Genomic DNA, 25,895 nt, shown 5'->3' on the forward strand with positions numbered 1-25,895 from the left:
TCTGTATGAGCAAACAAGCTGGTCCGGTTTCCGGGCTTTGGTTCAAAAGGTTCTGCTGGTGACGATGGCTTCAAGCGCAATCATGGAAAGGTCCGCATCAAACCGCGCCAATATGGCTGCGGGCGGCACCGCCATGACACGCAGGCAGCGTCCGGCGGACATTCAGACATCCGGCACCCACACACCAGAAACGCAGCAGCGGGCTTTGCCTTGCAAGCTGCGGCTGACGGCTGCCGGGAGGAAACGAAATAATGCCCAACAAAATGCTGATAGACGCCTCCCACCCGGAGGAAACACGCGTAGTCGTCGTACGCGGTAACCGTATCGAAGAATTCGACTTTGAATCCCAGGACAAGAAGCAGCTCAAAGGAAATATCTATCTCGCCCGTGTAACGCGCGTCGAACCCTCCCTTCAGGCAGCCTTTGTCGAATATGGCGGCAACCGTCACGGTTTTCTCGCCTTCAGTGAAATACACCCCGATTACTATCAGATTCCGGTCGCCGACCGTCAGGCACTGCTGCGCGCGGAAGCGCAGGAGGCCGAGGACGAAGAGAACGAGGACGGCGAAGGCGATGATCGCCAGAGCCGGGATCGTGGACGGCGCGGTCGCCGGCGCGGCGGCAAGCCCCGCGACCGTGGTGAAAACAGGCGCGATGCCGGCGCGGCCGAATCCGGCGAGGCAAGCGAAGCCGCCGGCGAGGCAGACGAAAACAACGACAATGGGCCAGATGACAATGGCCCGGACGTTGTCGCCGAGAACATGGCTGACGTTTCCGGGACCACGGAACACGCATCCGACGCCTCGGAATACGCCGACGCATCCGAACAGGACGAGGTTTCTTCCGAACAGGATAAAGGCGAGACCAACGACGGCCCCCCCAAGTCGATCGCCGCGTCCGTCGAAGGCGACGTGATTTCCGAGCCCATCCCGCATGCCGAACAGGGCAGCGAAGCCACCTCCACCGACAATGATCGCGGCATGCTGGAGGAAGTATCCTCTTCCCATCCGGACGATCATGAGATCGAATCGGTCGGCGCCGAGGACGCGCTCGAGGAAGTGCGCAATCGCCGCAAGCCGGTGCGCCGCCAGTACAAGATCCAGGAAGTGATCAAGCGCCGGCAGATCCTGCTGGTGCAGGTCGTCAAGGAAGAGCGCGGCAACAAGGGCGCGGCGCTCACCACCTATCTGTCGCTCGCCGGCCGCTATTCCGTTCTGATGCCGAACACGGCGCGCGGCGGCGGTATTTCGCGCAAGATCACCAGCGCGGTCGACCGCAAGCGCCTCAAGGAGGTCGTCGCCGATCTCGAAGTGCCGCAAGGCATGGGCGTCATCCTGCGCACCGCAGGCGAGAGTCGCACCAAAGCCGAGATCAAGCGCGACTACGAATATCTGATGCGGCTGTGGGAGAACGTGCGCAACCTCACGCTCCAGTCCACGGCCCCTGCCCTCGTCTATGAGGAAGGCAGCCTGATCAAGCGCTCGGTGCGCGACCTCTACAACAAGGACATCGACGAGATTCTCGTCTCCGGCGAAGAGGGCTATCGCGAGGCCAAGGATTTCATGCGCATGCTGATGCCGAGCCACGCCAAGGTGGTTCAGCCGTTCCGCGACACGACGCCGATCTTCGTGCGCAACGGCATCGAGGCGCAGCTCGACCGCATGCTGCAACCGCAAGTGACGCTGAAGAGCGGCGGCTACATCATCATCAACCAGACCGAAGCGCTGGTCGCCATCGACGTCAATTCGGGCCGTTCCACCAAGGAGCACTCGATCGAGGACACCGCGCTCCACACCAATCTGGAAGCAGCCGAGGAGGTCGCCCGCCAGCTCAGGCTGCGCGACCTTGCCGGCCTGATCGTCATCGACTTCATCGACATGGAGGAGAACCGCAACAACCGCTCCGTCGAGAAGCGGCTGAAGGATCACCTCAAGAACGATCGTGCTCGCATCCAGGTCGGCCGCATCTCGCATTTCGGCCTGATGGAGATGTCGCGTCAGCGCATCCGCGCCAGCGTGCTGGAATCGACCATGAAGCCGTGCCCGCATTGCGGCGGCACCGGCCATGTCAGGTCCGATTCGTCGGTGGCGCTGATGGTGGTACGGGCGATCGAGGAGTTCCTGCTCAAGGATTCGCGAAGCCACATCACGGTGCGCACGCCGGCCGCGACCGCGCTCTACGTGCTCAACCACAAGCGCGGCACGCTGGTGGAACTGGAAAGCCGCTTCGGCCTGACGATCACCATCGAGGCAGACGATGCGGTCGGTGCCCAGCACTACGCGATCTTCCGCGGCGCGCTGGCCGAAAAGCCGGAAGGTTTCGTCGAGGTGCGCAGCCTGCCGGCCTATGTCGAGCCGGAAGAGCCCGAGGACGAGATCGTCGTCGCCGAGGAGGAGGACGAGGCGCCGGCCCAGGCCGAACAGCCGCGCCACGCCCAGCAGCCACAGCATCAGCAGCCCAAATCCGGCGAGGACGGCGAAGGCCGCGATCGCAAACGCCGCAAGCGCCGCAGGCGGCGTGGCGGCAAGGACCGCGACCGCGAGCATGGCGCCCCAACCGACGGCGCTTCCCTCGCCACGTCCGATGACGGTTTCTCCGCGTCGGAAGGCGCTGCGGACCATGGGGATGCCGAGGTAGACGACGAGGCTGCGGTCGCCGCAACCGGGACCGTCGAAACGGCGGAAGCGCCCGACGATGGCCAGGGCAAGAAGCGTCGGCGCGGCAAGCGCGGCGGCAAGCGCAACCGTCGCGAAGACGGTGAAGGCGAGACCGAGGCGGAAGCCGGCGAAACGACCGAGCCCGCCGAAGCTGATGCTTCGCTAAGCGAGCCTGCGTCGATCGAGCCGGTGGCTGCCACCGCCGTCGAACAACCCGCGGCTACCGTGAGCGACGAGGTGCCAAGCACCGAGAAGCCCAAGAAGCCGCGTCGCGCAGCCAAGCCGAAGAAGGCGGCCGCCGAAGCCGTCGCCGAGGAGCCGACCGCGGAACTGGCCGTGCAGGCATCCGCCGAAACGCCAGCCACGGCATCGGACGAGGCAGCGGCCGCCGAGGAGACGCCGAAGGCCCGGCCATCGCGCCGCAAGGCGGCAGCCGCTGATACGCCTGTCGTACCGGTGGTTTCCTCGACCGTCGCCGATGAGCCCGAAGTCAAGACCGAAGAAAAGCCGAAGCGTGCCGGCTGGTGGCAGCGGAAAGGCTTTTTCTAAGCTTTTCAAATCGTTGAATTGAATCTTTGACAAAAAATCCCGCGCCGATCGAAATGAACGGCGCGGGATTTTTCTTATCGGCAGGTCACGTTTCTACGGCGCGAAGATCGACCAGTTCATCATCCTGGCGAGCTTTTCCAGCGCGATCGACCCCAGCTTGGAATTGCCGTTGGCGTTGAGGCCGGGCGACCAGACGGCGAGCGAGGCGACACCCGGCACGATGCCCAATATGCCGCCGCCGACGCCGCTCTTGCCGGGGATGCCGACGCGGAAAGCAAAATCGCCAGAGCCGTCATAGTGGCCGCAGGTCAGCATCATGGCGCCGATGCGCCGCGCCCGCTCCGCCGACACCACGGAATGCCCGGTCGCCGGGTTCTTGCCGCCATTGGCGAGGAAGCGGCCGGCCATTGCCAATTGCCGGCAGCTCATGGCAATGGCGCAGTGGTGGAAGTAGACGCCCAGCGCCAGTTCCGGCGCATGATGGAGATTGCCGAAGGATTTCATGTAGTTGGCGAGCGCGAAATTGCGGTAACCAGTGGCACGTTCGGAAGCCGCGACCTCGCGATCGATGATGATCGTCTCGTCGTCGGCGAGGAACTGGATGAAGCGCAGTATCTCGCCGATCGCCTCGCGCGGCTGGTGACCGGCAAGCAGGATGTCGGAAATGACGATGGCACCGGCATTGATGAACGGATTGCGCGGAATGCCGTTCTCATGCTCGAGCTGGACAATCGAGTTGAACGGGTTGCCGGAGGGCTCGCGCCCCACCCGCTTCCACAGCGCATCGCCGACATTGCCGAGCGCCAGCGTCAGCGTGAACACCTTCGAGATGCTCTGGATCGAAAACGCCTGGTCGGCATCGCCGGCCACGAGCGTGCGGCCATCATTGGTAACGGCCGCGATGCCGAATTTCTTCGGGTCGACCTTGCCCAGTTGGGGAATATAGGTCGCGACATCGCCGCGATCGGTGCGTTCCGCCATTTCCGCCGCGACTTCCGCCAATGCTTGATCAAGGTTGGGGGCCTGTTCGACTTCCGGCATGACGCTACCTCAACCAGCGTTCGATACGCGCCATCGCCTCGACCATGTCGTCGTGGCTGCCAGCATAGGAAAACCGCATCGTGCGATGCCCCGCCCTGGTGTCGAAATCGCGGCCGGGTGTCGCTGCAACATGCGCCTCGGCCAGCATCCTGCGGGCGAAGACCATGCTGTCATTGCTGTGCCGGGTGACATCGCAAAAGGCATAGAAGGCGCCATCCATGGGCGCCGCCAGGGGAAAACCCAGCTCCGGCAAACGCTTAATCAAGAGCTCGCGATTCCAGGCATAGCGTCCCTTCACCGCCTCCAGTTCCTCGGTTGCGGCAAAAGCCTCGATCGCCGCAATCTGCGACAGCTCCGGCGGCGAGATGTAGAGGCTCTGGGCGATGCGCTCGACCGGCCGCACGAGTTCTTCCGGCAAAACCATCCAGCCGATGCGCCAGCCGGTCATGCAGTAGTATTTCGAGAAGGAGTTGACAACCGTCACGCTGCCGCTGAAGGCGAGTGCCGTGGTGTCGGGGGCGCCATAGGCCAACCGATGGTAGATCTCATCGGAAATGACGGCGATGCCGAGCGATTCCGCCGTGGTGATCAGCGTCGCCAGCTCGTCGGCTGGGATGACGGCGCCCGTCGGATTGGCCGGACTTGCAAACAGCACACCCTTCAGCGGCGCCTCGCGATGCGCGGCTTCCAGATGGCCAGCATGCAGATAAGCCGCGTCGCCGAGTTCGATTTCAACCACGTCGATGCCAAGGGCTGCCATGATGTTGCGATAGGCGGGGTAGCCGGGCGCGGCGATGGCGACCCGGTCGCCCGGGTCGAACATCGCCAGGAAGGCGAGATTGAAGGCCGCCGACGATCCGGTGGTTACCGCGATCCGGCCGGGGTCGACATCGAGGCCATAATGAACCGCGTAATGCCCGGCGATCGCCTTGCGCAGCGGGGCCAGACCCAAGGTGTCGGTATAGCCTATGCGTCCAACCTCCAGCGCCTTGGCGGCGGCGGCGCGAACCCGTACGGGCGCTGGATCGGATGGCTGGCCGACCGCCATGGAAATCACCGGTATGCCCAGGACCTTCAGCCGGTTCGCTTCGGCCAGCACATCCATGGCGTGGAACGGCTCGACATTGCCGCGATGGGAGAGCGAAACGACCATTTTTACCCCTGTCCCGAGGATTGAGCGCGCCAGGTCCTGACGCATGCGCCGCACAAATGCCCGATTGATGTGAGGATCACAAGTTGAGGAAGTTTTTCAGGCGCCGACTTTTCATCTTTCGCCCGCTCGTCTACCAGTGGACACATTATGTTGAGCCGACCCAGATCGACGATTGCCCGGGCAGCGCGTGTCTTCGCGACGGTTTCGCTTGCCGCCGCGGTTGCGGTTGCCGGTTCGCAGACCGCCTTCGCCCAAGGCGTGCCAGTGGTCCGCGACGCCGAGATCGAAGCCCTGGTGCGCGATTATGCACGGCCGATCTTCAGGGCCGCCGGGCTGGCGAATGACGGCATCGACATCGTGCTGGTCAATGATTCCAGCTTCAACGCCTTCGTCACCGGGCGCCGGCTGTTCATCAACACCGGCGCGTTGATGACGGCTGAGACGCCGAACGAAATCATCGGCGTCATCGCACACGAAGCCGGGCATATCGCCGGCGGCCACCAGCAGAAACTGCGCGACCAGCTCGAACGCGCCAAGACCATGGCCATCATCGCCACCTTGCTCGGTGCCGGCGCGATCGTTGCCGGTGCGACCACGAACAGCCGCGGCCTTGCCGGCGCCGGCATGGGCGTGGCGGCCGGCGGCGGCGAGATGGCGCAGCGCAGCATCCTCGCGTATCAGCGCACCGAGGAAATCACGGCCGACCGCTCGGCCATCACCTATCTCAATTCCACCGGCCAGTCCGGCATGGGCATGCTGAAGACCTTCCACCGCTTCCAGACCGCGCTGTCGCTGTCGGGCGCGCAGGTCGATCCCTACCGGATCAGCCACCCGATGCCGCAGGACCGCATCGCCAACCTCGAGGTGCTGGTCAAACAGAGCCCCAACGTCGACAAGATCGACGCGCCGGCACTGCAGCAGCGCCACGACATGATGCGGGTGAAGATTGCCGTCTACATGGAAGGCCAGGCCGCCGCGACGCGGCTGATGCAAAAGATGCGGGGCAGCATGGCGGCGCTGTATGGCGATGCCCAGTCCACCTATCTCTACGGCAACATCGCCGCGGCGCTCACCAAGACCAACGCCCTGATCAAGGCGCAGCCCAAGAATGCCTACTTCCAGGAGCTGCGCGGCGATATTCTGATGAAAGCCAACAAGCCCGCGGATGCTGCCGACGCTTATTCCAAAGCGGTCAGCCTCGACCCGGCACGGTCCGGCCTGCTGCCTGTCTCGCTTGGCCAGGCGCTGATGGCGGTCGGCACGCCCGACTCGCTCAAGAAAGCTGTCGTGCAGATCAACAATGGCCTGGGCCGCGACAAGGAAAACTCCACCGGATATCGCTATCTGGCGCAGGCTTATGGGGAGCTGGGAGACATACCGGGCGCGGAGCTTGCCACCGCCGAAGGCCATTTCTATTCCGGCAACTACAAGGATGCCAAGATCTTCGCCATGCGGGCGCAACAGCAGATGAAGCGCGGCGAGCCGCGCTGGATACGCGCCCAGGACATCATAAACTACAAATCGTCAGGCAAGAGCCAGTAATCTCATGAACCTTCCGGCCGCGTGCTGCGACACAGCGAGACCGGAAAACAGGCAGAAGGAACGACAACGATGAAAAAGGCACTGCTGCTGGGCACCACGGGGGTTGCGGTCGCCCTTGCCATGCTGGCTTTCGGTTTCGTGGCCGGCAGTCCGCAGGTTGCGAAGGCCGGAACGGCACAGGCTGTCCAGACGGCGCAGCCTGTCCAGACGGCTCAGCCCGTCCAGACGGCGGCCGATACCAAAATCGACCGCACCGAGGTCGAGGGAATCATCCGCGACTATCTCCTGAAGAATCCGGAAGTGCTGCTGGAAGTGCAGGACGCGCTCGAGGCCAAGCAGAAGGAGGAACAGCGGCTCGCGGCACTGGGCGTCATCAAGAACGCCAAGGACCAGATCTTCAATTCCACCTTCGACGGCGTTGTCGGCAACCCGAATGGCAAGGTCACGATCGTCGAATTCTACGACTACAATTGCGGCTTCTGCAAACGCGCCATCGAGGACATGCGGGCGCTTACCAAGTCCGATCCGGATCTGCGTTTCGTGCTCAAGGAATTCCCGATCCTCGGCCCGGATTCGCAGAAGGCGAGCGTCGTCTCGATGGCGTTTCACCTGATGATGCCGGAGAAATACGGCGAGTTCCACAATGCGCTGCTCGGCGGCCAGGGGCGCGCCACCGAGGCAACCGCGATCAAGATCGCGCTTTCGCTCGGCGCCGACGAGGCGACGCTGCACGAGAAGATGAAGGACCCATCGATCACCGAGGCCTTCACCAAAACTTACGATCTTGCCAACAAACTGCAGATCACCGGAACCCCGTCCTACGTCGTCGGCAACGAGGTCGTGTTCGGGGCGCTCGGGCAGGAAGTGCTTGCCGAAAAGATCGAGGCGGCGAAAGCCGCGCTTTGAGCGGCAAGCGGTTTTCTTCACTGGCGCATTTCGGCCTGTTGTGGACAGTGAAAGAACGCACTTGCGCTCTTTCCGCGGGCGACTATGCCCGGTATAGAGGCCCAGCGCGCCGGCTTGACGCCGGCGCCGGAAAAGGTCGGTTTTTTTGAAAACGGTTTTTGTCCTGAACGGTCCCAATCTCAACGCGCTCGGCAAGCGCGAGCCGGGCATCTATGGCGGCAAGACGCTTGCCGCGATCGCCGACGACTGCAAGCAGGCAGGTGCGTCGCTTGGGATCGAGATCGATTTCCGTCAGTCGAACCATGAGGGCGATCTTGTGGACTGGATCCAGGAGGCCGGCGACAAAGCCGCCGGCATCGTCATCAACCCAGGCGCCTACAGCCATACCTCGATCGCGATCCACGACGCCATCCGTTCGGTCGCGCCATTGCCGGTCGCCGAAGTTCACCTTTCCAACATCCACGCGCGGGAACCGTTCCGCCACGTCTCCATGGTCGCGCCGGTCGCTGTCGGCATGATCTGTGGCTTTGGGCCGCTCGGCTACACGCTGGCGCTGCAAGCGCTGGCCGCACGCCTATGACCGGCCAACAAACAGAAGGCTCGAAAATGTCGATAAAGAAGACCGGTGTTGACCAGCAACTGATCCGCGATCTGGCGGGCATACTGAACGACACCAACCTGACAGAGATCGAGGTGGAACTCGGCGACCTGAAGGTACGGGTGTCGCGGCAGGCGCCCGCCGTTCACGCGATTGCGGCCCCGCAGCCCACCTATGCACCAACGGCAACCCAGCCCGCGGCCGCCCCGGCGGCGGTCGACGTGTCGAAAAACGCGGTGACCTCGCCCATGGTCGGCACCGCCTATCTGGCGCCGTCGCCGGACGCAAAGCCGTTCATCGAGGTCGGCCAGAAGATCAAGGAAGGCCAGACGCTGCTGATCATCGAGGCGATGAAGACGATGAACCAGATCCCCTCGCCGCGCGCGGGCACGGTGACGGCGATCCTGTTCGAGGACGCGACGCCGGTGGAATACGGCATGCCGCTCGTCGTGATCGAGTAGAGCGGACCTGATGTTCCAGAAGATCCTCATCGCCAATCGCGGCGAAATCGCGCTCCGGGTGCTGCGCGCCTGCAAGGAACTTGGCATCCAGACGGTGGTGGTGCATTCGACCGCCGACGCTGACGCCATGCATGTCAGGCTCGCCGACGAAAGCGTGTGCATCGGTCCGCCGCCGTCGCGCGACAGCTATCTCAACATCCACCAGATCGTCGCGGCCTGTGAGATCACCGGCGCCGACGCCGTGCATCCGGGCTATGGCTTCCTGTCGGAGAACGCCAAGTTCGCCGACATTTTGGCGGCGCACAACATCACCTTCATCGGCCCGTCCGGCGACCACATCCGCATCATGGGCGACAAGATCGAGGCCAAGCGCACGGCAAAACGCCTCGGCATTCCGGTTGTGCCCGGTTCCGACGGTGCGGTGACCGAGGAAAAAGAAGCCAGGCGCATCGCCGCCGAGATTGGCTATCCCGTCATCATCAAGGCGTCGGCCGGCGGCGGCGGACGCGGCATGAAAGTAGCGCATACGGAGGCAGACCTCGAAATCGCACTGCAGACGGCACGCTCGGAAGCGGGCGCGGCCTTCGGCGACGACGCGGTCTACATCGAGAAATACCTGGAGAAACCGCGCCACATCGAGGTGCAGGTGTTTGGCGACGGCTTCGGCGGCGGCGTGCATTTCGGCGAGCGCGACTGCTCGCTGCAGCGGCGCCACCAGAAAGTCTGGGAAGAGGCCAATTCGCCGGCGCTCAACGCCGAGGAGCGGTCCCGCATCGGCGGTATCTGCGCCAAGGCGATCGCCGATCTCGGCTATTCGGGCGCCGGCACCATCGAGTTCCTGTACGAGAACGGCGAGTTCTATTTCATCGAGATGAACACGCGCCTGCAGGTCGAGCATCCGGTGACGGAAGCGATCACCGGCATCGATCTGGTCCACGAGCAGATCCGCGTCGCGTCCGGCGGCGGCCTTTCGGTCAAGCAGGAAGACATCAAGTTCAACGGCCACGCCATCGAATGCCGTATCAACGCCGAGGATCCCCGCACTTTCACCCCCTCGCCCGGCACGATCACGCATTTTCACACGCCGGGCGGCCTCGGCATCCGCGTCGATTCCGGCGTCTATTCGGGCTACAAGATCCCACCCTACTATGACAGCCTGATCGGCAAGCTGATCGTGCATGGTCGCAACCGCGTCGAATGCATGATGCGGCTGCGGCGGGCACTCGACGAATTCGTCGTCGACGGGATCAAGACGACGTTGCCACTGTTTCGCGATCTCGTCGGCAATGCCGACATCGCCAATGGCGACTACGACATCCACTGGCTGGAAAAATATCTGGCCAAGGGCGAATAGCCTCAACTTGCCGCTATAATGACGCGATGACCCGTCCCTACGCGCCAGGCTATCGCATCCCAACCGACCTTCTGCTCAAGGCATACGCCTCGGGCGTCTTCCCCATGGCCGAAAGTGCTGGTGACCCAGAAGTCTTCTGGGTGCGGCCGGAGACGCGCGGCATCATCCCGCTCGATGATTTTCACACCCCCAAAAGCCTGAAGAAGACGATCCGCAGGCACCTGTTCGAAATCCGTTTCGATTTCGATTTCGAGGCGACGATCGATGGCTGCGCCGAAAAGCGTGAGGAGCGCCGCTCTACCTGGATCAATGCGCCGATCCGCGAAGCCTATGTGCAACTGCACCGCATGGGTCATTGCCACTCGGTCGAGGCCTGGCGCGAGGGGCGTATGGTCGGCGGCCTCTATGGCGTCTCGCTCGGGCGGGTGTTCTTCGGCGAAAGCATGTTTTCCAAAGAGACGGACGCGTCGAAGACCTGCCTAGTGCATCTCGTCGAGCGCCTGAAGGCACGCGGCTTCGCGCTGCTCGATACGCAGTTCACGACAGAGCACCTCAAGCGTTTCGGCGCGGTCGACGTGCCGCGCGGCAAATACGAAAAGATGCTGGCAGACGCGCTAAAAGGCGAAGCGGTCTTTTTTCCGTAGGATCAGGCCCTACTTGGGCGACGCCTCGATCGGCGTCTGCGCATGGAACATCATCTTCCAGCCATTGACGCGATGGACGTAGCCGGTGCTGACCAGCGCCGCATAGGGCTCGCCATTTTCGCGCGTCGCATGCGCTTCATAGGTCAGCATGACGATATCGCTGCCGGGTTCGATTATTCCCTTGAGTTCGATGTCGAGGTCGCGCCAGCGGTTGGGTTTGGCTGCGGTCTTGGCCAGATCGGCATTGTCCATGGCCTGTGCCATCTGTGGAAACGCCACAAGGCATTCGGTGTCGACATTGGCAGCATAGTAGGCAGTGTCGCCCGTCCAGAACCCCTTTTCGAGCTCCAGCAACTCGGCCTTGTTGGCCATGATCCGCTTGCTGTCCGACATTGGCGTATCCTCAACGCGCGTGGTGGTGGTCCAACGCGCGCCAGCCATGGCGGTTCCAAGAGATCAGTTGGTGTCCGTCGTAGCCGGTTCCACGGCGTCGTCGGGCTGTGCCGCGTCGGGAGCGACCGGGGGCTTTGGCTTGGTCGCGGCTGGCTTCGACGCGTCGGCTTTCGCCCCATCGGCCTTGGTCGAGCCACTCTTGCCAGCATCGGGCGCCGGCACATCCGACTTCTGCTTGCATTCCTTCAGCCAGACGTCATAGACGGCATGTTCGACGGCGTTGAGCCCCGGACTTTCCGCAAACATCCAACCGGTGAAGATACGGCGGATCTTGCGGTCGAGCGTGATCTCGTCGACCTCGACGAAAGAATCGGTTTTCGGCTGTTCGTTCTGCGGCCGGGAATAGCAGACGCGCGGCGTTACCTGCAGGGCGCCGAACTGCACCGTCTCGTCGATATAGACATCGAAGGTGATGATGCGGCCGGTGATCTTGTCGATGCCGGCGAACTCGGCGACCGGGTTGGTGATGCGATCCGATCCCGCGGGCGCCGCCGGCGCCGGGGCGGCGGGCGCGGGTGAAGCCGCAAAGGCGATGGTGCTGACGGCGAGGCTGGCTGCTAACGTCAGGCCGCCCGTCGATATCGGGTTGAAAAAGCTCATGCAGGGGTACCGGTGGTTCGCGCCCAGGTGATTCCGTCGATCGCCAAGGCTAGTCGCCGTTTTCTGATCAGCAAGCAGCTAAACACCAATTGTGGCGATAAAGGACCGGCCTGCACCTTACCTTTGCAACTCGCGCCGTTACGAGCCCGGCGTCCAGGCGTCGTAGTCGCCGGTGACCTGCGGGCGGTGTTGATTGGTCAGCACCGAGCCCTTCGGACGATAGGCCGATGGCGTGCCGGTCAGATTGGGTAAATGCGGCTTTTGCCAGTCGCGCGGCCGGTAGTCATCGCTGGGGGGAGCGATATCGACACGATGGTGAATCCAGCCGTGCCAGCCCGGCGGAATGGCCGAAGCTTCCGAATAGTTGCGGTAGATGACCCAGCGACGCGTGCGGCCTTCCGAATCGATACCGCCTTCGTAATAGACATTGCCGGCCTCGTCCTGGCCGACCCTCTTGCCGTAGCGCCATGTGTGCAGGCGCGTTCCCAGCGTCTGGCTGTTCCACCAGGTGAAAAACTGCGTCAGGAAAGTCTTCATCTCAGAACCCTCGCGCTGGCGGCGCCCGTTTCCTGCTTATGGCGTCAGGCCTTCGGGAAGGCAAGGGTTTTGCCACGAGGAGCGCGCAAATGGCGCGCCAGGGACCCGACACCAGCCTGTGATCCCCCGGGGGTGACCGGATGCGCGCTTGCCAAGCCTTGCCGCTCTTTCTAAAGCTCTGCGCGCCCATGCGAAAATCCTGTCCCGCTGGGGCCGAAGGAGGCGACGATTGGCCACGCAATTGCCGACCACCGATATTCGCGTCGGCGCCGACCTGATTCGCCGCCGCAAGGGCGGCACACCGATCGTCTGCCTCACCGCCTACACCTATCCGATCGCCCGCCTGCTCGATCCCCATGTCGACCTGCTCCTGGTCGGCGACAGCGTCGCCATGGTCGTGCATGGCCACGAGACGACGCTGGGCGCCTCGCTGGAGATGATGATCGCGCACGGCCAAGCCGTGATGAGGGGCTCGGCCCGGGCCTGCGTGGTCGTCGACATGCCGGCCGGCAGCTATGAGGGGTCCGCCGTGCAAGCCCTGGCCTCGGCACGGCGCATCGTCGGCGAGACCGGCTGCCAGGCGGTGAAGCTCGAAGGCGGCGTCGACATGGCTCGTCAGATTGCCGCGATCGTGGCCGCCGATATCCCGGTCATGGGCCATATCGGCCTGCAGCCTCAATCGGTGAAAAAGGATGGCGGCTACAAGATCAAGGGCCGCACGGACGAGACTGTAGCCGCCCTGATCGCCGACGCGCTGGCGGTCGAGAAGGCCGGCGCGTTCTCGGTGGTCATCGAAGGCACGATCGAGACGGTCGCCGCCGACATCACCCGCCGCATAGCCATTCCAACCATCGGCATCGGCGCCAGCGACGATTGCGACGGCCAGATCCTGGTCGTCGACGACATGGTCGGGCTGACGGTCGACCGCGTGCCGAAATTCGTCAAGCAATACGCCGACCTGCGCAGCGTGATCACGCATGCCGCGGAGCGCTACGCATCGGAGGTGCGGGATCGCGTTTTCCCCGGGCCCGCCCACGTCTTTTCAAAAACCAACGGCGGGGATGACGCGTGAGCCAGCCCCATGTCGTCGACAGCGTTGCCGCGCTTCGCGCGCGAATCCGCGACTGGCGTCGCGACGGACAACGCATCGCCATGGTGCCGACCATGGGCGCCTTGCATGACGGGCATCTTTCTCTGGTCAAGATCGCTCTCGAAAGGGCTGATCGTTGCGTGGTGTCGATCTTCGTCAACCCGACGCAGTTCGCACCGACCGAGGATCTCGACAAGTACCCGCGCCAGTTGGCCCGCGACCTCGACATGCTGGCCGCGGTCAAAGCCGACCTTGCCTTCACGCCCGGTGTCAGCGAGATGTATCGCGCAGGCTTTGCCACGAAGATCTCGGTAGGCGGCCCGTCAGCCGGGCTCGAAACGGACTTTCGCCCCACCTTTTTCGACGGCGTCGCCACGGTGGTGGCCAAGCTTCTCCTGCAGGCTGCACCCGACTTCGCCATCTTTGGCGAAAAGGATTACCAGCAGCTTTGCGTCGTCAGGCAGCTTTGCCGCGACCTCGACCTGCCCGTCGAGATCATCGGCGCGCCGACCATACGCGACGCGCATGGCCTCGCCATGTCGTCACGCAACGCCTATCTCGATGAAGCCGACCTCCAGATCGCTCGCCAATTCAACGTCATTCTGCGCAAGGCAGCTGCTGCGCTGGCGGCGGGCGCAGGACAGGAGGAAACGATCGCCGAAGCAGGCCGCGTCTTGGTCGCGACCGGCTTCCAGAAGGTGGATTATGTCGAAGCCCGCGAAAGCCTGACACTCACGCCATGGCGGCGCGACCGCGCGGGCCGCGTTCTCGCCGCCGGCTGGCTGGGAAAAACCAGGCTGATCGACAATGTGGAAGTTCCCGCCGCCTGATCGGCGTTAGCATTCTCAATCAAGGTCGAAGGCCCGCCGCTGCCGATGCCAGGGCACGGGGAGGCGATCCGCTGACAAGTCACCGCCGCGTTCGCGCTGGCCAGGCTTTCATCCGTCTGGCTTCTGGCTCCCAGCCTACTCCTCGGTCGGCATATGCAGGTACATCGACTGTATGCCGACCCTGCCCGGCCCGGTGAACCGATTGACGATGAAATTCAAGTTGGCACCGAAGAAGCCGCTCGACAGCCGGTCGATCTTGGTCTCCATCCTGACAGAGGCATCCTTGAACAGCCAGCCGCCGGGCTCGATGTCTATGATCTCGCCCGGAGCGAGCGTCTTTTCAAAAACGTTGCCATAGCCGTGCAGCCAGACGATGCCGTCACCGGTATCGCCGCGAAACCGGTCGATGAAGAAGCCGCTCTGGCCGAACAGCATCGTCGCCAGGCCGCGTACACGCTCGAACGTGTAGTCGACATTGCCGGTGGCGGCCAGAAACTGGTGCTCGCGGACCTGTATCTCCTCGCCTCGCCGCAGGTGAATCGGTACGATGTGACCCGGCCCATCACGGCTGAAGGCGATGATGCCCGCCCCCGACGCCTCGGTGACGAAGATTTGCATGCCGGCCATCATGCGCTTCAGCGCGCCCTTCAGCGATTTCAGGCCGATGGTGATTGTGGAATTCTTCCACAGCAGGATGTGGTGCTCGAAATAGACAGGCATCCGCGTCACATCGACGGAAAGCACGGGCACCAGTTCGCCCGCTATGTGATAGGTGACGCCACCAAAGGTTTCATCCGACACCTCGGTCGGCATCAGTTCCGGCAGACTTGGCATGGTTCCCCCCAAAGCCATCGTTGTGTCGGTTTATTCCGGCTTCACACGGGTCGGCCTAGGCAGCTTTGGTGCCGGACACCAGGGCCGTCAAACGAAAACAGATCCCGTGACGCGCGCTCGCGCGAAGGTGATCACGCTGCCACGGTGCTCAGGCGGCAAGTACCCGTTCATAGATCAGCGCCGGGATGGCAGAACTGGCGGAGCCGCAATTCTCGGTGCGGCCGATCTGGACGAAGCCGTTGGCCTGATAAAAGGCAACGGCGCGGGTGTTCTTCTCTTCCACTTCGAGCCGAATGCGGTGAGCTTCCGGAAAACTCTCGATGATCTCGTCGAGGAGCATGCCGCCGATACCGCGGCCCTGCAGCGAGGGAAGCACATAGAGCTGCCTGAGCATGACCACGCCGCCGCCATCGACGGCTTCGGCAAACGCCATGCCGCCAATGCGCTTGCCGTCATCGGCAACGAGGAACTCGCTGCTCGGCTTTGCCAGCCTGGCCTTCAACGAGGCGATGGAGTGCCATTCATTGGTGATTTCGGTGACCCGCTCCGCGCCATAGATGGCGTCATACGTCGCATGCCAGGTCTCGACCAGCAACGCCCGGACGGCTGCGAGGTCGCGATCCCCGGCGGTGCGAACGAACATGCTTTTACTCGATACCGAGCTTGCCCTTGACGAGGTCGTTGACGGCCTGCGGATTGGCCTTGCCGCCAGTCGCCTTCATCACCTGGCCGACGAACCAGCCGGCCATGGTGGGCTTGGCGCGAGCCTGCTCGACCTTGTCGGGATTGGCCGCGATCACCTCGTCAACCGCCTTCTCGATGGCCCCGGTATCGGTGACCTGCTTCATGCCACGGCTTTCCACCAGCTGGCGCGGATCCCCACCCTCGTTCCAAACGATCTCGAACAGGTCCTTGGCGATCTTGCCGGAGATGGTGCCTTCCTTGATCAGATCGATGACAGCGCCAAGCTGGTCTGGCGAAACCGGAGCGGATTCAATGTCCTTGCCGGCCTTGTTGAGAGCACCCAGCAGATCGTTGATGACCCAGTTGGCGGCGAGCTTGCCGTCGCGACGGGCCGCCACCTTCTCGAAATAATCGGCGATCGGCTTTTCCGACACCAGGATCGCGGCGTCGTAGGTCGAGAGGCCGAGCGAGGAGATCAGCCGCAGCTTCTTGTCGTCGGGCAGTTCCGGCAATTCCTTGGCCAGCGTATCGACATAGGCCTGGTCGAATTCCAGCGGCAGAAGGTCGGGATCGGGGAAGTAGCGATAGTCGTGCGCCTCTTCCTTGGAGCGCATCGAGCGCGTCTCGCCCTTTACGGCGTCGAACAGCCGCGTTTCCTGGTCGATCCTGCCGCCATCCTCGATGATGGCGATCTGCCGGCGCGCCTCGTAGTCGATGGCCTGGCCGATGAAGCGGATCGAGTTCATGTTCTTGATCTCGCAGCGGGTGCCGAATTCGCCACCTGGCCGGCGTACCGAGACATTGACGTCGGCGCGCAACGAGCCTTCGTCCATGTTGCCGTCGCAGGTGCCGAGATAGCGCATGATGGTCCGCAGCTTGGTCACATAGGCCTTGGCCTCATCGCCGGAGCGCATGTCGGGTTTCGACACGATCTCCATCAGCGCCACGCCGGAGCGGTTGAGGTCGACATAGGACATGGTCGGGTGCTGGTCGTGGATCGACTTGCCGGCATCCTGCTCCAGGTGCAGGCGCTCGATGCCAACCTCGATGTCCTCGAACTCGCCCTGGCGGTCGGGGCCGACCGAGACGATGACCGTGCCCTCGCCGACGATCGGCTGCTTGAACTGCGAGATCTGGTAGCCCTGCGGCAGGTCCGGATAGAAATAATTCTTCCGGTCGAAGACCGACTTGTGGTTGATCTGCGCCTTCAACCCCAGGCCGGTGCGGATCGCCTGCTTGACGCATTCCTCGTTGATGACGGGCAGCATGCCTGGCATCGCCGCATCGACAAGGCTGACATTGGCATTGGGCGCGGCACCGAACGCGGTCGAAGCGCCGGAGAACAGCTTTGCTTCCGAGATGACCTGTGCGTGCACCTCGAGGCCGATGATGATCTCCCAGTCGCCGGTGGCGCCGGATATCAGGCGTTTTGCGTCAGGGGTGCGAGTGTCGATGATGCTCATTGTGGCCTACGGACTGAAGTGCATTAATGCAACTTCGCTAGTGCAAACCGCCAAAAGAGACAAGCGCAAAGCCGGGGGCGCAAAGCCGTGGGCTGGCCTCTTCGACCGCTTTCGCCTGTATCCGTTCGTCTCAATGGAGAGTGGATGTCCACTTACGCTCAGTCCCGGTGAGGCCCTGACCTCGTAGCGAGGCAGGGCAGAAAACCTGAAACCCCGTGCCGCGAAGCTTCGCGGCGGCGGTATTTTTCGTTTTCCGGGAACTCTTCACATGGATATTTCGCGCATTGAACAGCGCATCCTGCACCTGCTCGCGCAGGGCGGACGCATTGAAATCGAAAGGAACGACAAGAAACGGATCGCCTCGGTCAAATGCCTGACCCGCGACGGCTGGCATTACCCCGGCGTCGATCCCGACCTGTTTCGAAAATTGAAACGCAAGAAGGCGGTTTCGTCGTCCGGCGGCGGGCCCTACCGCATCACGAAGCGCGGGCTCGAACTCGTTCGCTCCGAACTCGACAACAGGTAGCCTTGGTGCCGCCGGCCGGCACCCGGCCGGTAGTTGCCGACCGCTCAGGCGGTGGCGATGTAGGCCCGGATTTCCTCGGCCTCGCGCTCGACGTCCTCGATGCGGCGCTTGACCACGTCGCCGATGGATACGATGCCATCGAGCAGGCCGTCCTTTTCCACCGGGAGATGGCGGAAGCGGCCCCTGGTCATGATTTCCATCACCTCGTTGACGGTGTGGTTTTCGTTGCAGATCTTCACCTTCGGCGTCATCGCCGAACGCACCGCTATATCGAGGGCGGCACCGCCTTCCCTGGCTACCACGCGCACGATATCGCGCTCCGAAAGGATGCCGACGATCTTGCGATCGCCATTGGTGATGACCAGCGCGCCGATCCTGTGCTCGGCAAGGATGCGGATGGCTTCGCTCAGTTTTTCGTTCGGCCCGAGCGTCAACACGTCATGGCCTTTTTGCTCGAGAATGGCCTTAACCGTCATGGCGTCCTCCTCTACTTTGCCAACCGGTTCCTGCCCTGACCGGCTTTCACATAAGAGTGAACATCGTGCGCCGTGATCGGTTGCATTTCAAGCCCGGTCGGAGGTCTCCCATTCGGGCGCTTGCCATATCCAGTCGAACCAGCGCAGGCCGAAGAAGCCCGCGACAAAGCCGCCGATATGGGCCTCCCAGGCGACCTGGCCATCCACGCCGGGCGCGAAGCCGAGAAGGCCGGTGGCCAGATTGATGATCATCCACATGGCCAGGAAGATGACGACGCCGCGCGAGCGCAGCACGACCCCGACCGGCAGCACCGGGCCGGCAAAAGCAGCCTTGCCGGCCGAGCGGTCGGTGCGGAAGCCAAAGCGCGCCGCAGCCCCCATCATGCCCGATATGGCGCCCGATGCGCCGACCAGCGGCGCTTCTCCATACGGATGCATCGCCCAGAAGAGTGCCACCGAAGCCAATCCCGTGGCGGCAAAGAACAACGCGAACCGAAGCGCGCCGAGCCGATTGGCCAGCGGCGAGCCGAAGGCGGCAAGCCAGACCATGTTGATGGCGATATGGGCAAAGCCGCCATGCATGAAGGCATAGGTGAAAGGCCGCGTGAAGAGAAACCAGTCGAACCCGTACCGGCCGGTATAGAGGACGGGAATGAAAGCTCCGTCATAGAGCAGCGTCATCTGCTGGGCGTCGTTCAGCGCATATTGCTGCAGCAGGTAGACGACCGCGCAGATGCCGATCACCGCCAGCACGATCGGCGGCAGATTGAACACCGGCTCACGCACCGGTGGCGGCATGGTCTCGGCCGGTTCGGGCTCGGACGGATTTTGCTGTTCGCTCATCTGCAATCGCACTCGATGCTGGTTCGACTGGGCTGGTTCGACTGGGCTGGTTCGACTGGGCTGGTTCGACTGGGCTGGTTCGGTCTGGCGAGCATCTAGATCACCGCCGATGGAACCGCAAACGGCGAATCGTCCCGCTCCGAATCAAAAGGGGCGAATCAAAAAAGAAGCCGTCCAAGGTTTCCCCTGAACGGCCGGTCGAGCCCCTGCTCCCCTAAAACTCTTGACTGAAGTGCTGCCGATCGTCGCGAAACGACCGCTTCTGGAGTGGTTTTGGTGTGCCACGCGGCGGCCCAGGGCGCAACGTAAACCAGTTGTTAACCTTAACAGCCCCGACCCGTGAACAAGTGTTAACGACGCTGGCACGCTTCCTGCTCCCCAACGCATGTAGGTCATCGGAGGGCGCCCTTCTGTTCACCGATGGGACATCAGACGACAGAATGCGCGGAGCTTTGTAGTATGAACCAAAACGGATCGATCACGCTGTTCCACTATTGGAACCGCCTGCGTGACGGACGCCCCGCTCCGAAGCGATCGGAAGTCGAGCCGGCCGATATCAAGTCGCTGCTGGCCGACACGTTCATCCTCGAAAAGGACACGCGTGGGCAGCCTGTATTTCGCTTGGCCGGCACCAGGCTCTGCGCCTCCTACGGCCGCGAACTCAAGGGATTCTCCTTCCCGTCGCTGTGGCGGGAGAAGGATCAGAGGCTGGTTTCGCGGCTCATTCACGGGGTTTTCGAGCAGAAATCGGTCGTGCTGATCATTTTCGAGGGCTTCAGCCGCAACGGCCGCTCCAACAAGTTCGAATTGCTCGCCTTGCCGCTCGACGGCGGCATCGAAAATCCACGCTGCCTCGGCGTGATCAGCGCCGTGGAGAAGCCGTTCTGGCTGGGCGCGGATCCGATCACCGACGCCTTGATCGATTCCATCCGCGTCATCGACCCGGAGAAGGAACTGCTGAACAGCCGTCCGGCGATCAACGTTCCCTCGCTCGTTCCCGACGAGATCGAGGCGCCTGAAACGATCTCCGCGCTCGGCCGTGCCCGCCGCATCCGCCATCTCGTCGTTTTCGACGGCGGGCGGGACGAATAGTTGACGATCGCATGGTCTTGCAGGCTCGTTTTTCCCCTTTGTTAACCCGATTTGTTGTAGTTCTCTGCTGAAGTTCCTCGCATCCACGCGCGGGAATGCCAAACGGGGTGTAGGCAGTCATGAGGTCAGCGGCGGTCGACTACGCGCCGTCCCAAGCTGAAAGGCGTAACTTTCAGCGCGTCCGGGTCAAGATCTACGGACGATTCATGCTGGAGGACCGCACCGAGCACCCATGCCAGGTCGTGGACATGTCGCCCGGCAACGTGGCGCTTCGCACCGACCGCATCGGCATGCCCGGCGAGAAAGTCATCGCCTATATCGACCATATCGGCCGCATCGAGGGTGTGCTGACACGCACGCTGCCGGATGGCTTCGCAATGACGGTGATCGCGTCCGACCGCAAGAAGGACAAACTCGCCGCGCAGTTGACATGGCTTGCCAACAAGCACGAACTCGACCTGCCGGAAGACCGCCGCCACGAGCGCGTCTCGCCCCGCAACCCGACGAGCGTGCTGCAGCTCACCGACGGCCGCCAGTATCAGTGCCGGATCATCGATCTGTCGCTGTCGGGCGCCGCGATCGAGATCGACGTGAAACCGGCGATCGGCGTCCAGGTCATGCTCGGCACGATGCGGGGTCAGATCGTCCGGCATTTCGAAGATGGCGTCGCCATCGAATTCGCCGTCATCCAGCGCCCCGAAACGCTCGATTCCGAATTCAACACGCCGCGCGCCTGATCGGGCCGCAAAGCATGCCCGTCAAGCCGGCCTCGCGGCCGGCTTTTTCGATTTCGGGGTGCGGCGATCGATAGGTCTTGGATGGCAGGTCGCCATAGTCGGAAAATGGTCCGCCGGAGGCCGAACTTGCCGAAACCCCAGCGCAGCAATCCAACCAACTCAATACTAAAATGATTCAAATTTTATGTTTATTCTATAGACGTTTTACTTAAAATCTACTTCGGACCTTTGCGTCGAATAAATCCAGATGTGGCACTGTCTCCTTCGAACGGGGAGACTGAACAATGAAAAAAACGAGGGGCAAGCTATTGCTGATGGCAATGGCGATGCAGCTTTCCGCCTGGGGATCAGCATATGCCGCGGGACCGGCCTATATGCATACCGGCGGACGCACGACGCAGCCTGTTGGCCACTATGAATTCTGCCAACGCATCCCCGGCGAATGCAACGAGAAGACCGCCAAGGGGGCGCCTGTCGACCTGAGCCGCAAGCTCTGGGCGACGATCGTGAGCATCAACAATTCGGTCAACACCCGCATCAAGCCGCGCACCGACATGGAAAACTACGGTGCCGAGGAATACTGGGCCTACCCGGACAATGGCTATGGCGATTGCGAGGACTACGCGCTGGAAAAGCGCCGCGAGTTGATGGATGCGGGCGTGCCGGCCGGCGACCTCTTGATGACGGTTGCGCGCCAGCCGAATGGCGACGGCCACGCGGTGCTGACCGTGCGCACCAGCCTCGGCGAGTTCGTCCTCGACAATCTTGAAACCAAGGTGCTGTCCTGGACGGATACCGACTACACCTATCTCAAGCGTCAATCGACGGAGAATTCCGGCGTTTGGGTGACGATCAACGACGGCCGTTCCGACGCGGTCGCCAGCGTCCGCTGAGGACGCCAATGAGATCAGGCGCGTTGCACGACGCGCTTAACGAGAAACCCGGTCGAGTCCCCACCCTCCCCGTCCCCAACGACCGGGTCAAAGGAGCCGGCCCCGTCCCCGGGCCGGCTCCGCCATTTCTGGGAAGACATCAGTACATTGTGGTATAAATTTCCACAGGCGGAAGATCGAGATATTATCAGTCGGCAACTCCGCCTTCTGGACCGCAGCCGATGCAGGAAATTCCGGAAGATCGATGCGAACGCCATCGTCTGTTCAGGGCGATCGACGATGCCTTCAAGGCTGGCGACTTCGTGGCCCTCGGCACCGCCCTGGGTCGTTCGCCCCGCTGGTTTGACGAGCGCATGCCGTTTGAGCTCGGCCTTGGCCATCCGCTCGAATACGCGATCTACTGGAGCCCGCTTGCCTTCGTCGTGGCGCTGCTCGACGCCGGGTCGAGCCCAAACTACGACGATCATGCCGGATTTCCATCGATCATCGCGGCGCTGTCCACCGAGCGCGCGGACAAGCTCGACATCATCCGCATCCTCATCGATCACGGCGCCGATGCGGACATGCGAGGTGTCAACGACTGGACGCCGCTCCATCACGCCGTGGCCATGCGAGACGCCGAGGCGATCCGCCTGCTTCTTGCCGCCGGCGCGGATCCCTCTTTGAGGACTCGCATCGACCACTGCACGACAGCGCTGGAAGAAGCAGAGATTGCAGGGTTCGAGGTGGGCGCGTCGCTGCTGCGGGCAGCCCTTGCGGAGCGCTCAACCGGCAGCCGGGATTAATAGGCGCCGGTGGCCGACGGCATGCCGGCCGAGACCTCAGACCTTCTTCAACCCGAGCTTGAAGCGCCTGGCGTTGGCGACGTAGTGCGCGGCCGAGGCCCGCAGCCGCTCGACCGCCGCGTCGTCCAGCACCCGGATCGCCTTGGCGGGCGAGCCGACGATCAGCGAATTGTCCGGAAATTCCTTGCCTTCGGTGACCAGAGCGCCGGCGCCGACGAGTGAATTCTTGCCGATCCTGGCGCCGTTGAGCACGATGGCGCCCATGCCGATCAGGCTGTTGTCACCAATCGTGCAGCCATGCAGCATGGCGCGATGGCCGATCGTACAGCCCTCGCCGACGGTCAGCGGAAAGCCGGGATCGGTGTGCATGACGGTATGTTCCTGCACATTGGTGTCGGCGCCGATGACGATGGGCTCGTTGTCACCCCTGATGACGGCGCCGAACCAGAAGCCGGCATTGCGGCCGATCCTGATGTCGCCGATCAGCGTCGCATCGGGCGCGATCCAGTTCGAGTCCGCGTCGGCGAAGCTCGGCTCCGTTCCATCGATCGCATAAAGCGGCATTGTCGGTCTCCGATTCGCCTCAGCCTGGAAACCCTAGGAGACCGACAGCCCAGGAAGCAATGGCCAGCACGACGATGCCCAGCGCCAGCGACCAGGCAATAGCGGTGCAGCCGCATGACAGGAGCGCCACTGTCGAGATGCGGTTCGCGCGCCTCGCGTCAAGCGCATCGTTGACCAGCATGAACGGCCCGGCGCCCGCGGTCACAGCCAGCGAGCGCAGCACATGGGCAGGCGATACATAGGGTTCGGTGAAGGCGACCTTGCGACCCGATACCAGCTCCATTGTCGAGCCCGCCAGACCGCAAACCGTCAAGCCGACGATAAAGGCGAACAGCAAGAGTTCCATCTGGGCCACATTAACCCTCCATTTACCATGAAATCGCACAGTCGTTTCAGGAAGTCTGCAAGGGCCGTGCCGTGCGAAGTGTGCCGTCAAGGGACACTTGGACCGCGGACACCCGGATGGCCGTTTGGCGGTGGAACGAGGACCGAGATGAAGCAGGCAGCGATCGCCGACGGCCCGAAACTGACCGTGGTCGATTCCATGCTGATGAAGCGGGTGTTCTACGCGTTCGCGGCTCTGGCCTTGCTGTCGATAGCCATCAGCCTTGGCGGCAAATGGTTCGGCCGTTCCATTGCCATGGCCGGCTACACCGACGACGCGACCGTGCGCGAAGTGGTGATCGGCAACAACGTCATAACCGTGCCGGCCAATTTCATCCGGTTCGAGCAGGCCCGGCGCGACGGCGTCGCCACGCGCCTCGACCTTTATATGCGCTATCCCCAGATGGACGGCTACAGCGAGGCGTCGCGCGATGATTTCAATCACGCCGGAGCCAACAGGAACATCATTTTCCTGTCCTTCGAGCAGCAGATGATGTCGCGCGACATGAGCGGCCGGTTCGGGCCGATCTACAGCGCGCTCATCATCCAGCCCGGCATACCAGGCCCCGGCGGCACGACGGTCTACGGGTTCAATGAGAAATCAGGCTACCTGAACGAGGTGCTGGTCGTCGGCAAGCGCGCGGGCACCGACCCTTTCGTGGCCCGCTGCCTCAGCGGGCCGAGCGCCGGCGAATCGCTGGCGCCCTGCGAGCGGGACATCCATGTCGGGGACGATCTCAGCCTTACCTATCGCTTCCCAAGGGAATTCCTTGGCGATTGGCAGACGCTCGACCTGGCAATCACGGCCAAGGCGAGGCGAATCCTCAAGACCGGACATTGACAGGCTAAAGAGGCCGGCCGCGCTCGATGCGGCCTGCCGTGGCATTGCGGGCTCAGGCCAGGTCGATGTCCAGGATCGCCATCGAGAAATTGTAGTCGCCGTCGTCCTCGTCCTTGAAGACGATGCCGAGGAATTCGTCACCGACATAGACCTCGGCCGAATCTTCCTTGCGCGGCCGTGCCTTGACCTCAAGCTTGGGGTTCTGGAAGACGCGCTTGAAATAGGCGTCCAGCTTTCTGATTTCGTCCGGCTTCAACAGTCTTCTCCGATCATCGGCTTGCTCGTTTGAACGGCGCTTCTGGCACGTCGACAATGGCGATGTAAAGGCAAGCCGGCCTTATTGCACCGGAAGCGGCAGCGCTGCCGGGCATTCATCCGGGGCAACTGCCGGCAAATCAGATATCGAAACTGATGACATGGTCCATCTTCTGCGACGGCAGAAGCTGGTCCATCTGGCGCGAAGGCTGGTCGCAGCCGGTCTCGCCAACCACGCGGGCCGGTACGCCGGCTACCGTCTTGTTGTGCGGCACAGGCGACAGCACCACCGATCCGGCGGCAATCTTGGAGCAATGGCCGATCTCGATGTTACCGAGAATCTTGGCGCCGGCGCCAATCAGCACGCCGTGGCGGATCTTGGGATGGCGGTCGCCACCGGCCTTGCCGGTGCCGCCCAGCGTCACGCCATGCAGGATCGACACGTCGTCCTCGATAACCGCCGTCTCGCCGACGACGAGGCCGGTGGCGTGATCGATGAAGATGCCCTTGCCGATGCGCGCGGCCGGATTGATGTCGGTCTGGAAGACCGCGGACGAACGGCTCTGCAGGTAAAGCGCGAAATCCTTGCGGCCGTGGTTCCACAGCCAATGCGCCAGCCGGTGGGTCTGGATGGCATGAAAGCCCTTGAAATAGAGCACCGGCATGATGAACCGGTCGCAAGCCGGGTCGCGGTCATAGTAAGCCTGTATGTCGACGCGCACCGTGGTCGGCCAGTCCTTGTCGTCGGCGAGCATCGACTTGAAGGTCTGGCGGATGAGATCGGAGCCGATATCCTGATGGGCAAGCCGCTCCGCGATCCTATGGATGACAGCCTCTTCCAGACTCTCCTGGTTGAGGATCGTGGAATAGAGGAACGCGGCCAGCAAGGGATCGCGGTTGACCGCTTCCATCGCTTCGTCGCGGATCGAACGCCAGATCGGGTCGACCGGCTGCAATGCGCTTTGGCGGGAAATGCTGATGCTGTTCATCGACGTCTCGTCCTGCGTCCTGCTAGTCTGCCTGCCATCTGGCCGCACATATAAGCCAGTTCATAGCATGATTGAACTCAATTTTCCTTAGTGCTGTGTCAAATGGATTTGGTT

29 protein-coding genes are annotated in these 25,895 nt (G+C 62.7%); 15 read left to right on the top strand and 14 right to left on the bottom strand.

Translation table 11 applies throughout. From position 1 onward, the window contains the following. The first annotated feature begins 251 nt into the window (after nucleotides 1–251). On the top strand, nucleotides 252–3,206 hold the full coding sequence (locus LB555_RS03155) for a ribonuclease E/G (RefSeq protein ID WP_224682261.1): 2,955 nt from the start codon (nucleotides 252–254) through the stop codon (nucleotides 3,204–3,206). Between the two features lie 93 nt (nucleotides 3,207–3,299). On the opposite strand, the gene LB555_RS03160 is transcribed toward LB555_RS03155, so the two are convergent. Continuing rightward, nucleotides 3,300–4,247, bottom strand: coding sequence for a glutaminase (locus tag LB555_RS03160; protein ID WP_224682262.1), 948 nt, complete (start codon nucleotides 4,245–4,247; stop codon nucleotides 3,300–3,302). A gap of 4 nt (nucleotides 4,248–4,251) precedes the next feature. Continuing rightward, nucleotides 4,252–5,400, bottom strand: a complete 1,149-nt coding sequence (locus LB555_RS03165; RefSeq protein ID WP_224682263.1) for a pyridoxal phosphate-dependent aminotransferase — start codon at nucleotides 5,398–5,400, stop codon at nucleotides 4,252–4,254. Nucleotides 5,401–5,547: 147 nt separating this feature from the next. Between LB555_RS03165 and LB555_RS03170 the strand changes: the two genes are divergently transcribed. The 6 genes from LB555_RS03170 (at nucleotide 5,548) to aat (ending at nucleotide 10,905) form a co-directional block, all read left to right on the top strand. After that, nucleotides 5,548–6,942, top strand: coding sequence for a M48 family metalloprotease (locus tag LB555_RS03170; protein WP_224682264.1), 1,395 nt, complete (start codon nucleotides 5,548–5,550; stop codon nucleotides 6,940–6,942). 69 nt (nucleotides 6,943–7,011) lie between these two features. Beyond that, a complete protein-coding gene (locus tag LB555_RS03175; protein WP_015318036.1) occupies nucleotides 7,012–7,848 on the top strand; it encodes a DsbA family protein in 837 nt (278 codons plus the stop codon). Between the two features lie 145 nt (nucleotides 7,849–7,993). Beyond that, nucleotides 7,994–8,428: a type II 3-dehydroquinate dehydratase gene (gene aroQ, locus LB555_RS03180; protein ID WP_013895760.1), complete on the top strand. Its 435-nt coding sequence runs from the start codon at nucleotides 7,994–7,996 to the stop codon at nucleotides 8,426–8,428. Nucleotides 8,429–8,454: 26 nt separating this feature from the next. After that, nucleotides 8,455–8,907, top strand: coding sequence for an acetyl-CoA carboxylase biotin carboxyl carrier protein (gene accB, locus LB555_RS03185; RefSeq protein WP_015318038.1), 453 nt, complete (start codon nucleotides 8,455–8,457; stop codon nucleotides 8,905–8,907). 10 nt (nucleotides 8,908–8,917) lie between these two features. Then, on the top strand, nucleotides 8,918–10,261 hold the full coding sequence (gene accC, locus LB555_RS03190) for an acetyl-CoA carboxylase biotin carboxylase subunit (RefSeq protein ID WP_015318039.1): 1,344 nt from the start codon (nucleotides 8,918–8,920) through the stop codon (nucleotides 10,259–10,261). Between the two features lie 26 nt (nucleotides 10,262–10,287). Next, nucleotides 10,288–10,905 (top strand): leucyl/phenylalanyl-tRNA--protein transferase, encoded by a 618-nt coding sequence (gene aat, locus LB555_RS03195; RefSeq protein ID WP_140616925.1) that lies wholly within the window; start codon nucleotides 10,288–10,290, stop codon nucleotides 10,903–10,905. Nucleotides 10,906–10,914: 9 nt separating this feature from the next. Here aat and LB555_RS03200 read toward each other — a convergent pair whose 3' ends face one another. The 3 genes from LB555_RS03200 to LB555_RS03210 all read right to left on the bottom strand — a co-directional run bounded on the left by LB555_RS03200 (nucleotide 10,915) and on the right by LB555_RS03210 (nucleotide 12,495). Next, on the bottom strand, nucleotides 10,915–11,298 hold the full coding sequence (locus tag LB555_RS03200) for a hypothetical protein (RefSeq protein ID WP_140616926.1): 384 nt from the start codon (nucleotides 11,296–11,298) through the stop codon (nucleotides 10,915–10,917). A gap of 63 nt (nucleotides 11,299–11,361) precedes the next feature. Continuing rightward, complete coding sequence (locus LB555_RS03205; protein WP_140665510.1) at nucleotides 11,362–11,958, bottom strand: DUF2155 domain-containing protein; 597 nt, start codon at nucleotides 11,956–11,958, stop codon at nucleotides 11,362–11,364. A 138-nt stretch (nucleotides 11,959–12,096) separates the two neighbouring features. Then, entirely contained in the window at nucleotides 12,097–12,495 is a 399-nt protein-coding gene (locus LB555_RS03210) for an NADH:ubiquinone oxidoreductase subunit NDUFA12 (RefSeq protein ID WP_015318043.1), read from the bottom strand. Nucleotides 12,496–12,724: 229 nt separating this feature from the next. On the opposite strand from LB555_RS03210, the gene panB reads away from it, so the two are divergent. After that, nucleotides 12,725–13,567: a 3-methyl-2-oxobutanoate hydroxymethyltransferase gene (gene panB / locus LB555_RS03215; RefSeq protein WP_015318044.1), complete on the top strand. Its 843-nt coding sequence runs from the start codon at nucleotides 12,725–12,727 to the stop codon at nucleotides 13,565–13,567. Continuing rightward, entirely contained in the window at nucleotides 13,564–14,415 is an 852-nt protein-coding gene (gene panC / locus LB555_RS03220) for a pantoate--beta-alanine ligase (RefSeq protein ID WP_224682265.1), read from the top strand. Before panB ends, panC begins: the two co-directional genes overlap by 4 nt. A gap of 135 nt (nucleotides 14,416–14,550) precedes the next feature. Here the strand turns inward: panC and LB555_RS03225 are convergent, their stop codons facing one another. The 3 genes from LB555_RS03225 to gatB form a co-directional block, all read right to left on the bottom strand. Further along, nucleotides 14,551–15,249, bottom strand: coding sequence for an AIM24 family protein (locus LB555_RS03225; protein WP_140616931.1), 699 nt, complete (start codon nucleotides 15,247–15,249; stop codon nucleotides 14,551–14,553). Between the two features lie 148 nt (nucleotides 15,250–15,397). Further along, on the bottom strand, nucleotides 15,398–15,892 hold the full coding sequence (locus LB555_RS03230) for a GNAT family N-acetyltransferase (RefSeq protein ID WP_224599682.1): 495 nt from the start codon (nucleotides 15,890–15,892) through the stop codon (nucleotides 15,398–15,400). A gap of 4 nt (nucleotides 15,893–15,896) precedes the next feature. Further along, nucleotides 15,897–17,396 (bottom strand): Asp-tRNA(Asn)/Glu-tRNA(Gln) amidotransferase subunit GatB, encoded by a 1,500-nt coding sequence (gatB, locus tag LB555_RS03235; RefSeq protein ID WP_224599684.1) that lies wholly within the window; start codon nucleotides 17,394–17,396, stop codon nucleotides 15,897–15,899. 268 nt (nucleotides 17,397–17,664) lie between these two features. On the opposite strand from gatB, the gene LB555_RS03240 reads away from it, so the two are divergent. Further along, nucleotides 17,665–17,922: a YjhX family toxin gene (locus LB555_RS03240; protein WP_224682266.1), complete on the top strand. Its 258-nt coding sequence runs from the start codon at nucleotides 17,665–17,667 to the stop codon at nucleotides 17,920–17,922. Between the two features lie 44 nt (nucleotides 17,923–17,966). Here the strand turns inward: LB555_RS03240 and LB555_RS03245 are convergent, their stop codons facing one another. Both LB555_RS03245 and LB555_RS03250 read right to left on the bottom strand, forming a co-directional pair. Next, nucleotides 17,967–18,398: a CBS domain-containing protein gene (locus tag LB555_RS03245; protein WP_015318050.1), complete on the bottom strand. Its 432-nt coding sequence runs from the start codon at nucleotides 18,396–18,398 to the stop codon at nucleotides 17,967–17,969. Between the two features lie 87 nt (nucleotides 18,399–18,485). Beyond that, nucleotides 18,486–19,241, bottom strand: a complete 756-nt coding sequence (locus tag LB555_RS03250) for a rhomboid family intramembrane serine protease (protein WP_140616934.1) — start codon at nucleotides 19,239–19,241, stop codon at nucleotides 18,486–18,488. Between the two features lie 459 nt (nucleotides 19,242–19,700). On the opposite strand from LB555_RS03250, the gene LB555_RS03255 reads away from it, so the two are divergent. The 4 genes from LB555_RS03255 to LB555_RS03270 all read left to right on the top strand — a co-directional run bounded on the left by LB555_RS03255 (nucleotide 19,701) and on the right by LB555_RS03270 (nucleotide 22,748). Continuing rightward, nucleotides 19,701–20,333 carry a PAS domain-containing protein gene (locus tag LB555_RS03255; RefSeq protein WP_015318052.1) on the top strand — a complete coding sequence of 211 codons (633 nt, stop codon included), beginning with the start codon at nucleotides 19,701–19,703 and terminating at the stop codon, nucleotides 20,331–20,333. A gap of 119 nt (nucleotides 20,334–20,452) precedes the next feature. Then, the gene (locus tag LB555_RS03260; RefSeq protein WP_015318053.1) at nucleotides 20,453–21,070 is read left to right on the top strand and encodes a PilZ domain-containing protein; all 618 of its coding nucleotides are present in this window, start codon (nucleotides 20,453–20,455) and stop codon (nucleotides 21,068–21,070) included. A gap of 284 nt (nucleotides 21,071–21,354) precedes the next feature. Next, on the top strand, nucleotides 21,355–21,963 hold the full coding sequence (locus LB555_RS03265; protein ID WP_224682267.1) for a transglutaminase-like cysteine peptidase: 609 nt from the start codon (nucleotides 21,355–21,357) through the stop codon (nucleotides 21,961–21,963). Between the two features lie 302 nt (nucleotides 21,964–22,265). Next, a complete protein-coding gene (locus tag LB555_RS03270; RefSeq protein WP_224682268.1) occupies nucleotides 22,266–22,748 on the top strand; it encodes an ankyrin repeat domain-containing protein in 483 nt (160 codons plus the stop codon). 36 nt (nucleotides 22,749–22,784) lie between these two features. Here the strand turns inward: LB555_RS03270 and LB555_RS03275 are convergent, their stop codons facing one another. Together LB555_RS03275 and LB555_RS03280 are read right to left on the bottom strand one after the other, a co-directional pair. Then, the gene (locus tag LB555_RS03275) at nucleotides 22,785–23,312 is read right to left on the bottom strand and encodes a gamma carbonic anhydrase family protein (protein WP_015318057.1); all 528 of its coding nucleotides are present in this window, start codon (nucleotides 23,310–23,312) and stop codon (nucleotides 22,785–22,787) included. A gap of 19 nt (nucleotides 23,313–23,331) precedes the next feature. Next, nucleotides 23,332–23,658 carry a DUF6949 family protein gene (locus tag LB555_RS03280; RefSeq protein ID WP_041163463.1) on the bottom strand — a complete coding sequence of 109 codons (327 nt, stop codon included), beginning with the start codon at nucleotides 23,656–23,658 and terminating at the stop codon, nucleotides 23,332–23,334. Nucleotides 23,659–23,805: 147 nt separating this feature from the next. Between LB555_RS03280 and LB555_RS03285 the strand changes: the two genes are divergently transcribed. Further along, complete coding sequence (locus tag LB555_RS03285; protein ID WP_015318059.1) at nucleotides 23,806–24,537, top strand: hypothetical protein; 732 nt, start codon at nucleotides 23,806–23,808, stop codon at nucleotides 24,535–24,537. 52 nt (nucleotides 24,538–24,589) lie between these two features. Here LB555_RS03285 and LB555_RS03290 read toward each other — a convergent pair whose 3' ends face one another. Together LB555_RS03290 and cysE are read right to left on the bottom strand one after the other, a co-directional pair. Beyond that, nucleotides 24,590–24,793, bottom strand: a complete 204-nt coding sequence (locus LB555_RS03290; RefSeq protein ID WP_006200852.1) for a DUF3126 family protein — start codon at nucleotides 24,791–24,793, stop codon at nucleotides 24,590–24,592. Between the two features lie 139 nt (nucleotides 24,794–24,932). Next, nucleotides 24,933–25,781 (bottom strand): serine O-acetyltransferase, encoded by an 849-nt coding sequence (gene cysE / locus LB555_RS03295; protein WP_015318060.1) that lies wholly within the window; start codon nucleotides 25,779–25,781, stop codon nucleotides 24,933–24,935. Nucleotides 25,782–25,895 lie beyond the last annotated feature (114 nt).

The organism is Mesorhizobium sp. BR-1-1-10 (assembly GCF_020165595.1).
In the GTDB taxonomy this organism is placed as follows: Bacteria; Pseudomonadota; Alphaproteobacteria; order Rhizobiales; family Rhizobiaceae; genus Mesorhizobium; species Mesorhizobium australicum.

Excerpts from the sequence above, each read along its gene's own strand:
- LB555_RS03210 (WP_015318043.1), bottom strand. The coding sequence starts at position 12,495 with ATGAAGACTTTCCTGACGCAGTTTTTCACCTGGTGGAACAGCCAGACG.
- LB555_RS03255 (WP_015318052.1), top strand. The coding sequence starts at position 19,701 with ATGAACCAAAACGGATCGATCACGCTGTTCCACTATTGGAACCGCCTG.
- LB555_RS03285 (WP_015318059.1), top strand. The coding sequence starts at position 23,806 with ATGAAGCAGGCAGCGATCGCCGACGGCCCGAAACTGACCGTGGTCGAT.
- LB555_RS03280 (WP_041163463.1), bottom strand. The coding sequence starts at position 23,658 with ATGGAACTCTTGCTGTTCGCCTTTATCGTCGGCTTGACGGTTTGCGGT.
- LB555_RS03175 (WP_015318036.1), top strand. The coding sequence starts at position 7,012 with ATGAAAAAGGCACTGCTGCTGGGCACCACGGGGGTTGCGGTCGCCCTT.
- cysE (WP_015318060.1), bottom strand. The coding sequence starts at position 25,781 with ATGAACAGCATCAGCATTTCCCGCCAAAGCGCATTGCAGCCGGTCGAC.
- LB555_RS03230 (WP_224599682.1), bottom strand. The coding sequence starts at position 15,892 with ATGTTCGTTCGCACCGCCGGGGATCGCGACCTCGCAGCCGTCCGGGCG.
- LB555_RS03240 (WP_224682266.1), top strand. The coding sequence starts at position 17,665 with ATGGATATTTCGCGCATTGAACAGCGCATCCTGCACCTGCTCGCGCAG.
- LB555_RS03265 (WP_224682267.1), top strand. The coding sequence starts at position 21,355 with ATGAAAAAAACGAGGGGCAAGCTATTGCTGATGGCAATGGCGATGCAG.
- LB555_RS03275 (WP_015318057.1), bottom strand. The coding sequence starts at position 23,312 with ATGCCGCTTTATGCGATCGATGGAACGGAGCCGAGCTTCGCCGACGCG.
- LB555_RS03250 (WP_140616934.1), bottom strand. The coding sequence starts at position 19,241 with ATGAGCGAACAGCAAAATCCGTCCGAGCCCGAACCGGCCGAGACCATG.
- LB555_RS03155 (WP_224682261.1), top strand. The coding sequence starts at position 252 with ATGCCCAACAAAATGCTGATAGACGCCTCCCACCCGGAGGAAACACGC.
- LB555_RS03245 (WP_015318050.1), bottom strand. The coding sequence starts at position 18,398 with ATGACGGTTAAGGCCATTCTCGAGCAAAAAGGCCATGACGTGTTGACG.
- LB555_RS03170 (WP_224682264.1), top strand. The coding sequence starts at position 5,548 with ATGTTGAGCCGACCCAGATCGACGATTGCCCGGGCAGCGCGTGTCTTC.
- LB555_RS03205 (WP_140665510.1), bottom strand. The coding sequence starts at position 11,958 with ATGAGCTTTTTCAACCCGATATCGACGGGCGGCCTGACGTTAGCAGCC.
- aat (WP_140616925.1), top strand. The coding sequence starts at position 10,288 with ATGACCCGTCCCTACGCGCCAGGCTATCGCATCCCAACCGACCTTCTG.
- LB555_RS03260 (WP_015318053.1), top strand. The coding sequence starts at position 20,453 with ATGAGGTCAGCGGCGGTCGACTACGCGCCGTCCCAAGCTGAAAGGCGT.
- LB555_RS03165 (WP_224682263.1), bottom strand. The coding sequence starts at position 5,400 with ATGGTCGTTTCGCTCTCCCATCGCGGCAATGTCGAGCCGTTCCACGCC.
- accC (WP_015318039.1), top strand. The coding sequence starts at position 8,918 with ATGTTCCAGAAGATCCTCATCGCCAATCGCGGCGAAATCGCGCTCCGG.
- accB (WP_015318038.1), top strand. The coding sequence starts at position 8,455 with ATGTCGATAAAGAAGACCGGTGTTGACCAGCAACTGATCCGCGATCTG.
- LB555_RS03225 (WP_140616931.1), bottom strand. The coding sequence starts at position 15,249 with ATGCCAAGTCTGCCGGAACTGATGCCGACCGAGGTGTCGGATGAAACC.
- gatB (WP_224599684.1), bottom strand. The coding sequence starts at position 17,396 with ATGAGCATCATCGACACTCGCACCCCTGACGCAAAACGCCTGATATCC.
- LB555_RS03200 (WP_140616926.1), bottom strand. The coding sequence starts at position 11,298 with ATGTCGGACAGCAAGCGGATCATGGCCAACAAGGCCGAGTTGCTGGAG.
- LB555_RS03160 (WP_224682262.1), bottom strand. The coding sequence starts at position 4,247 with ATGCCGGAAGTCGAACAGGCCCCCAACCTTGATCAAGCATTGGCGGAA.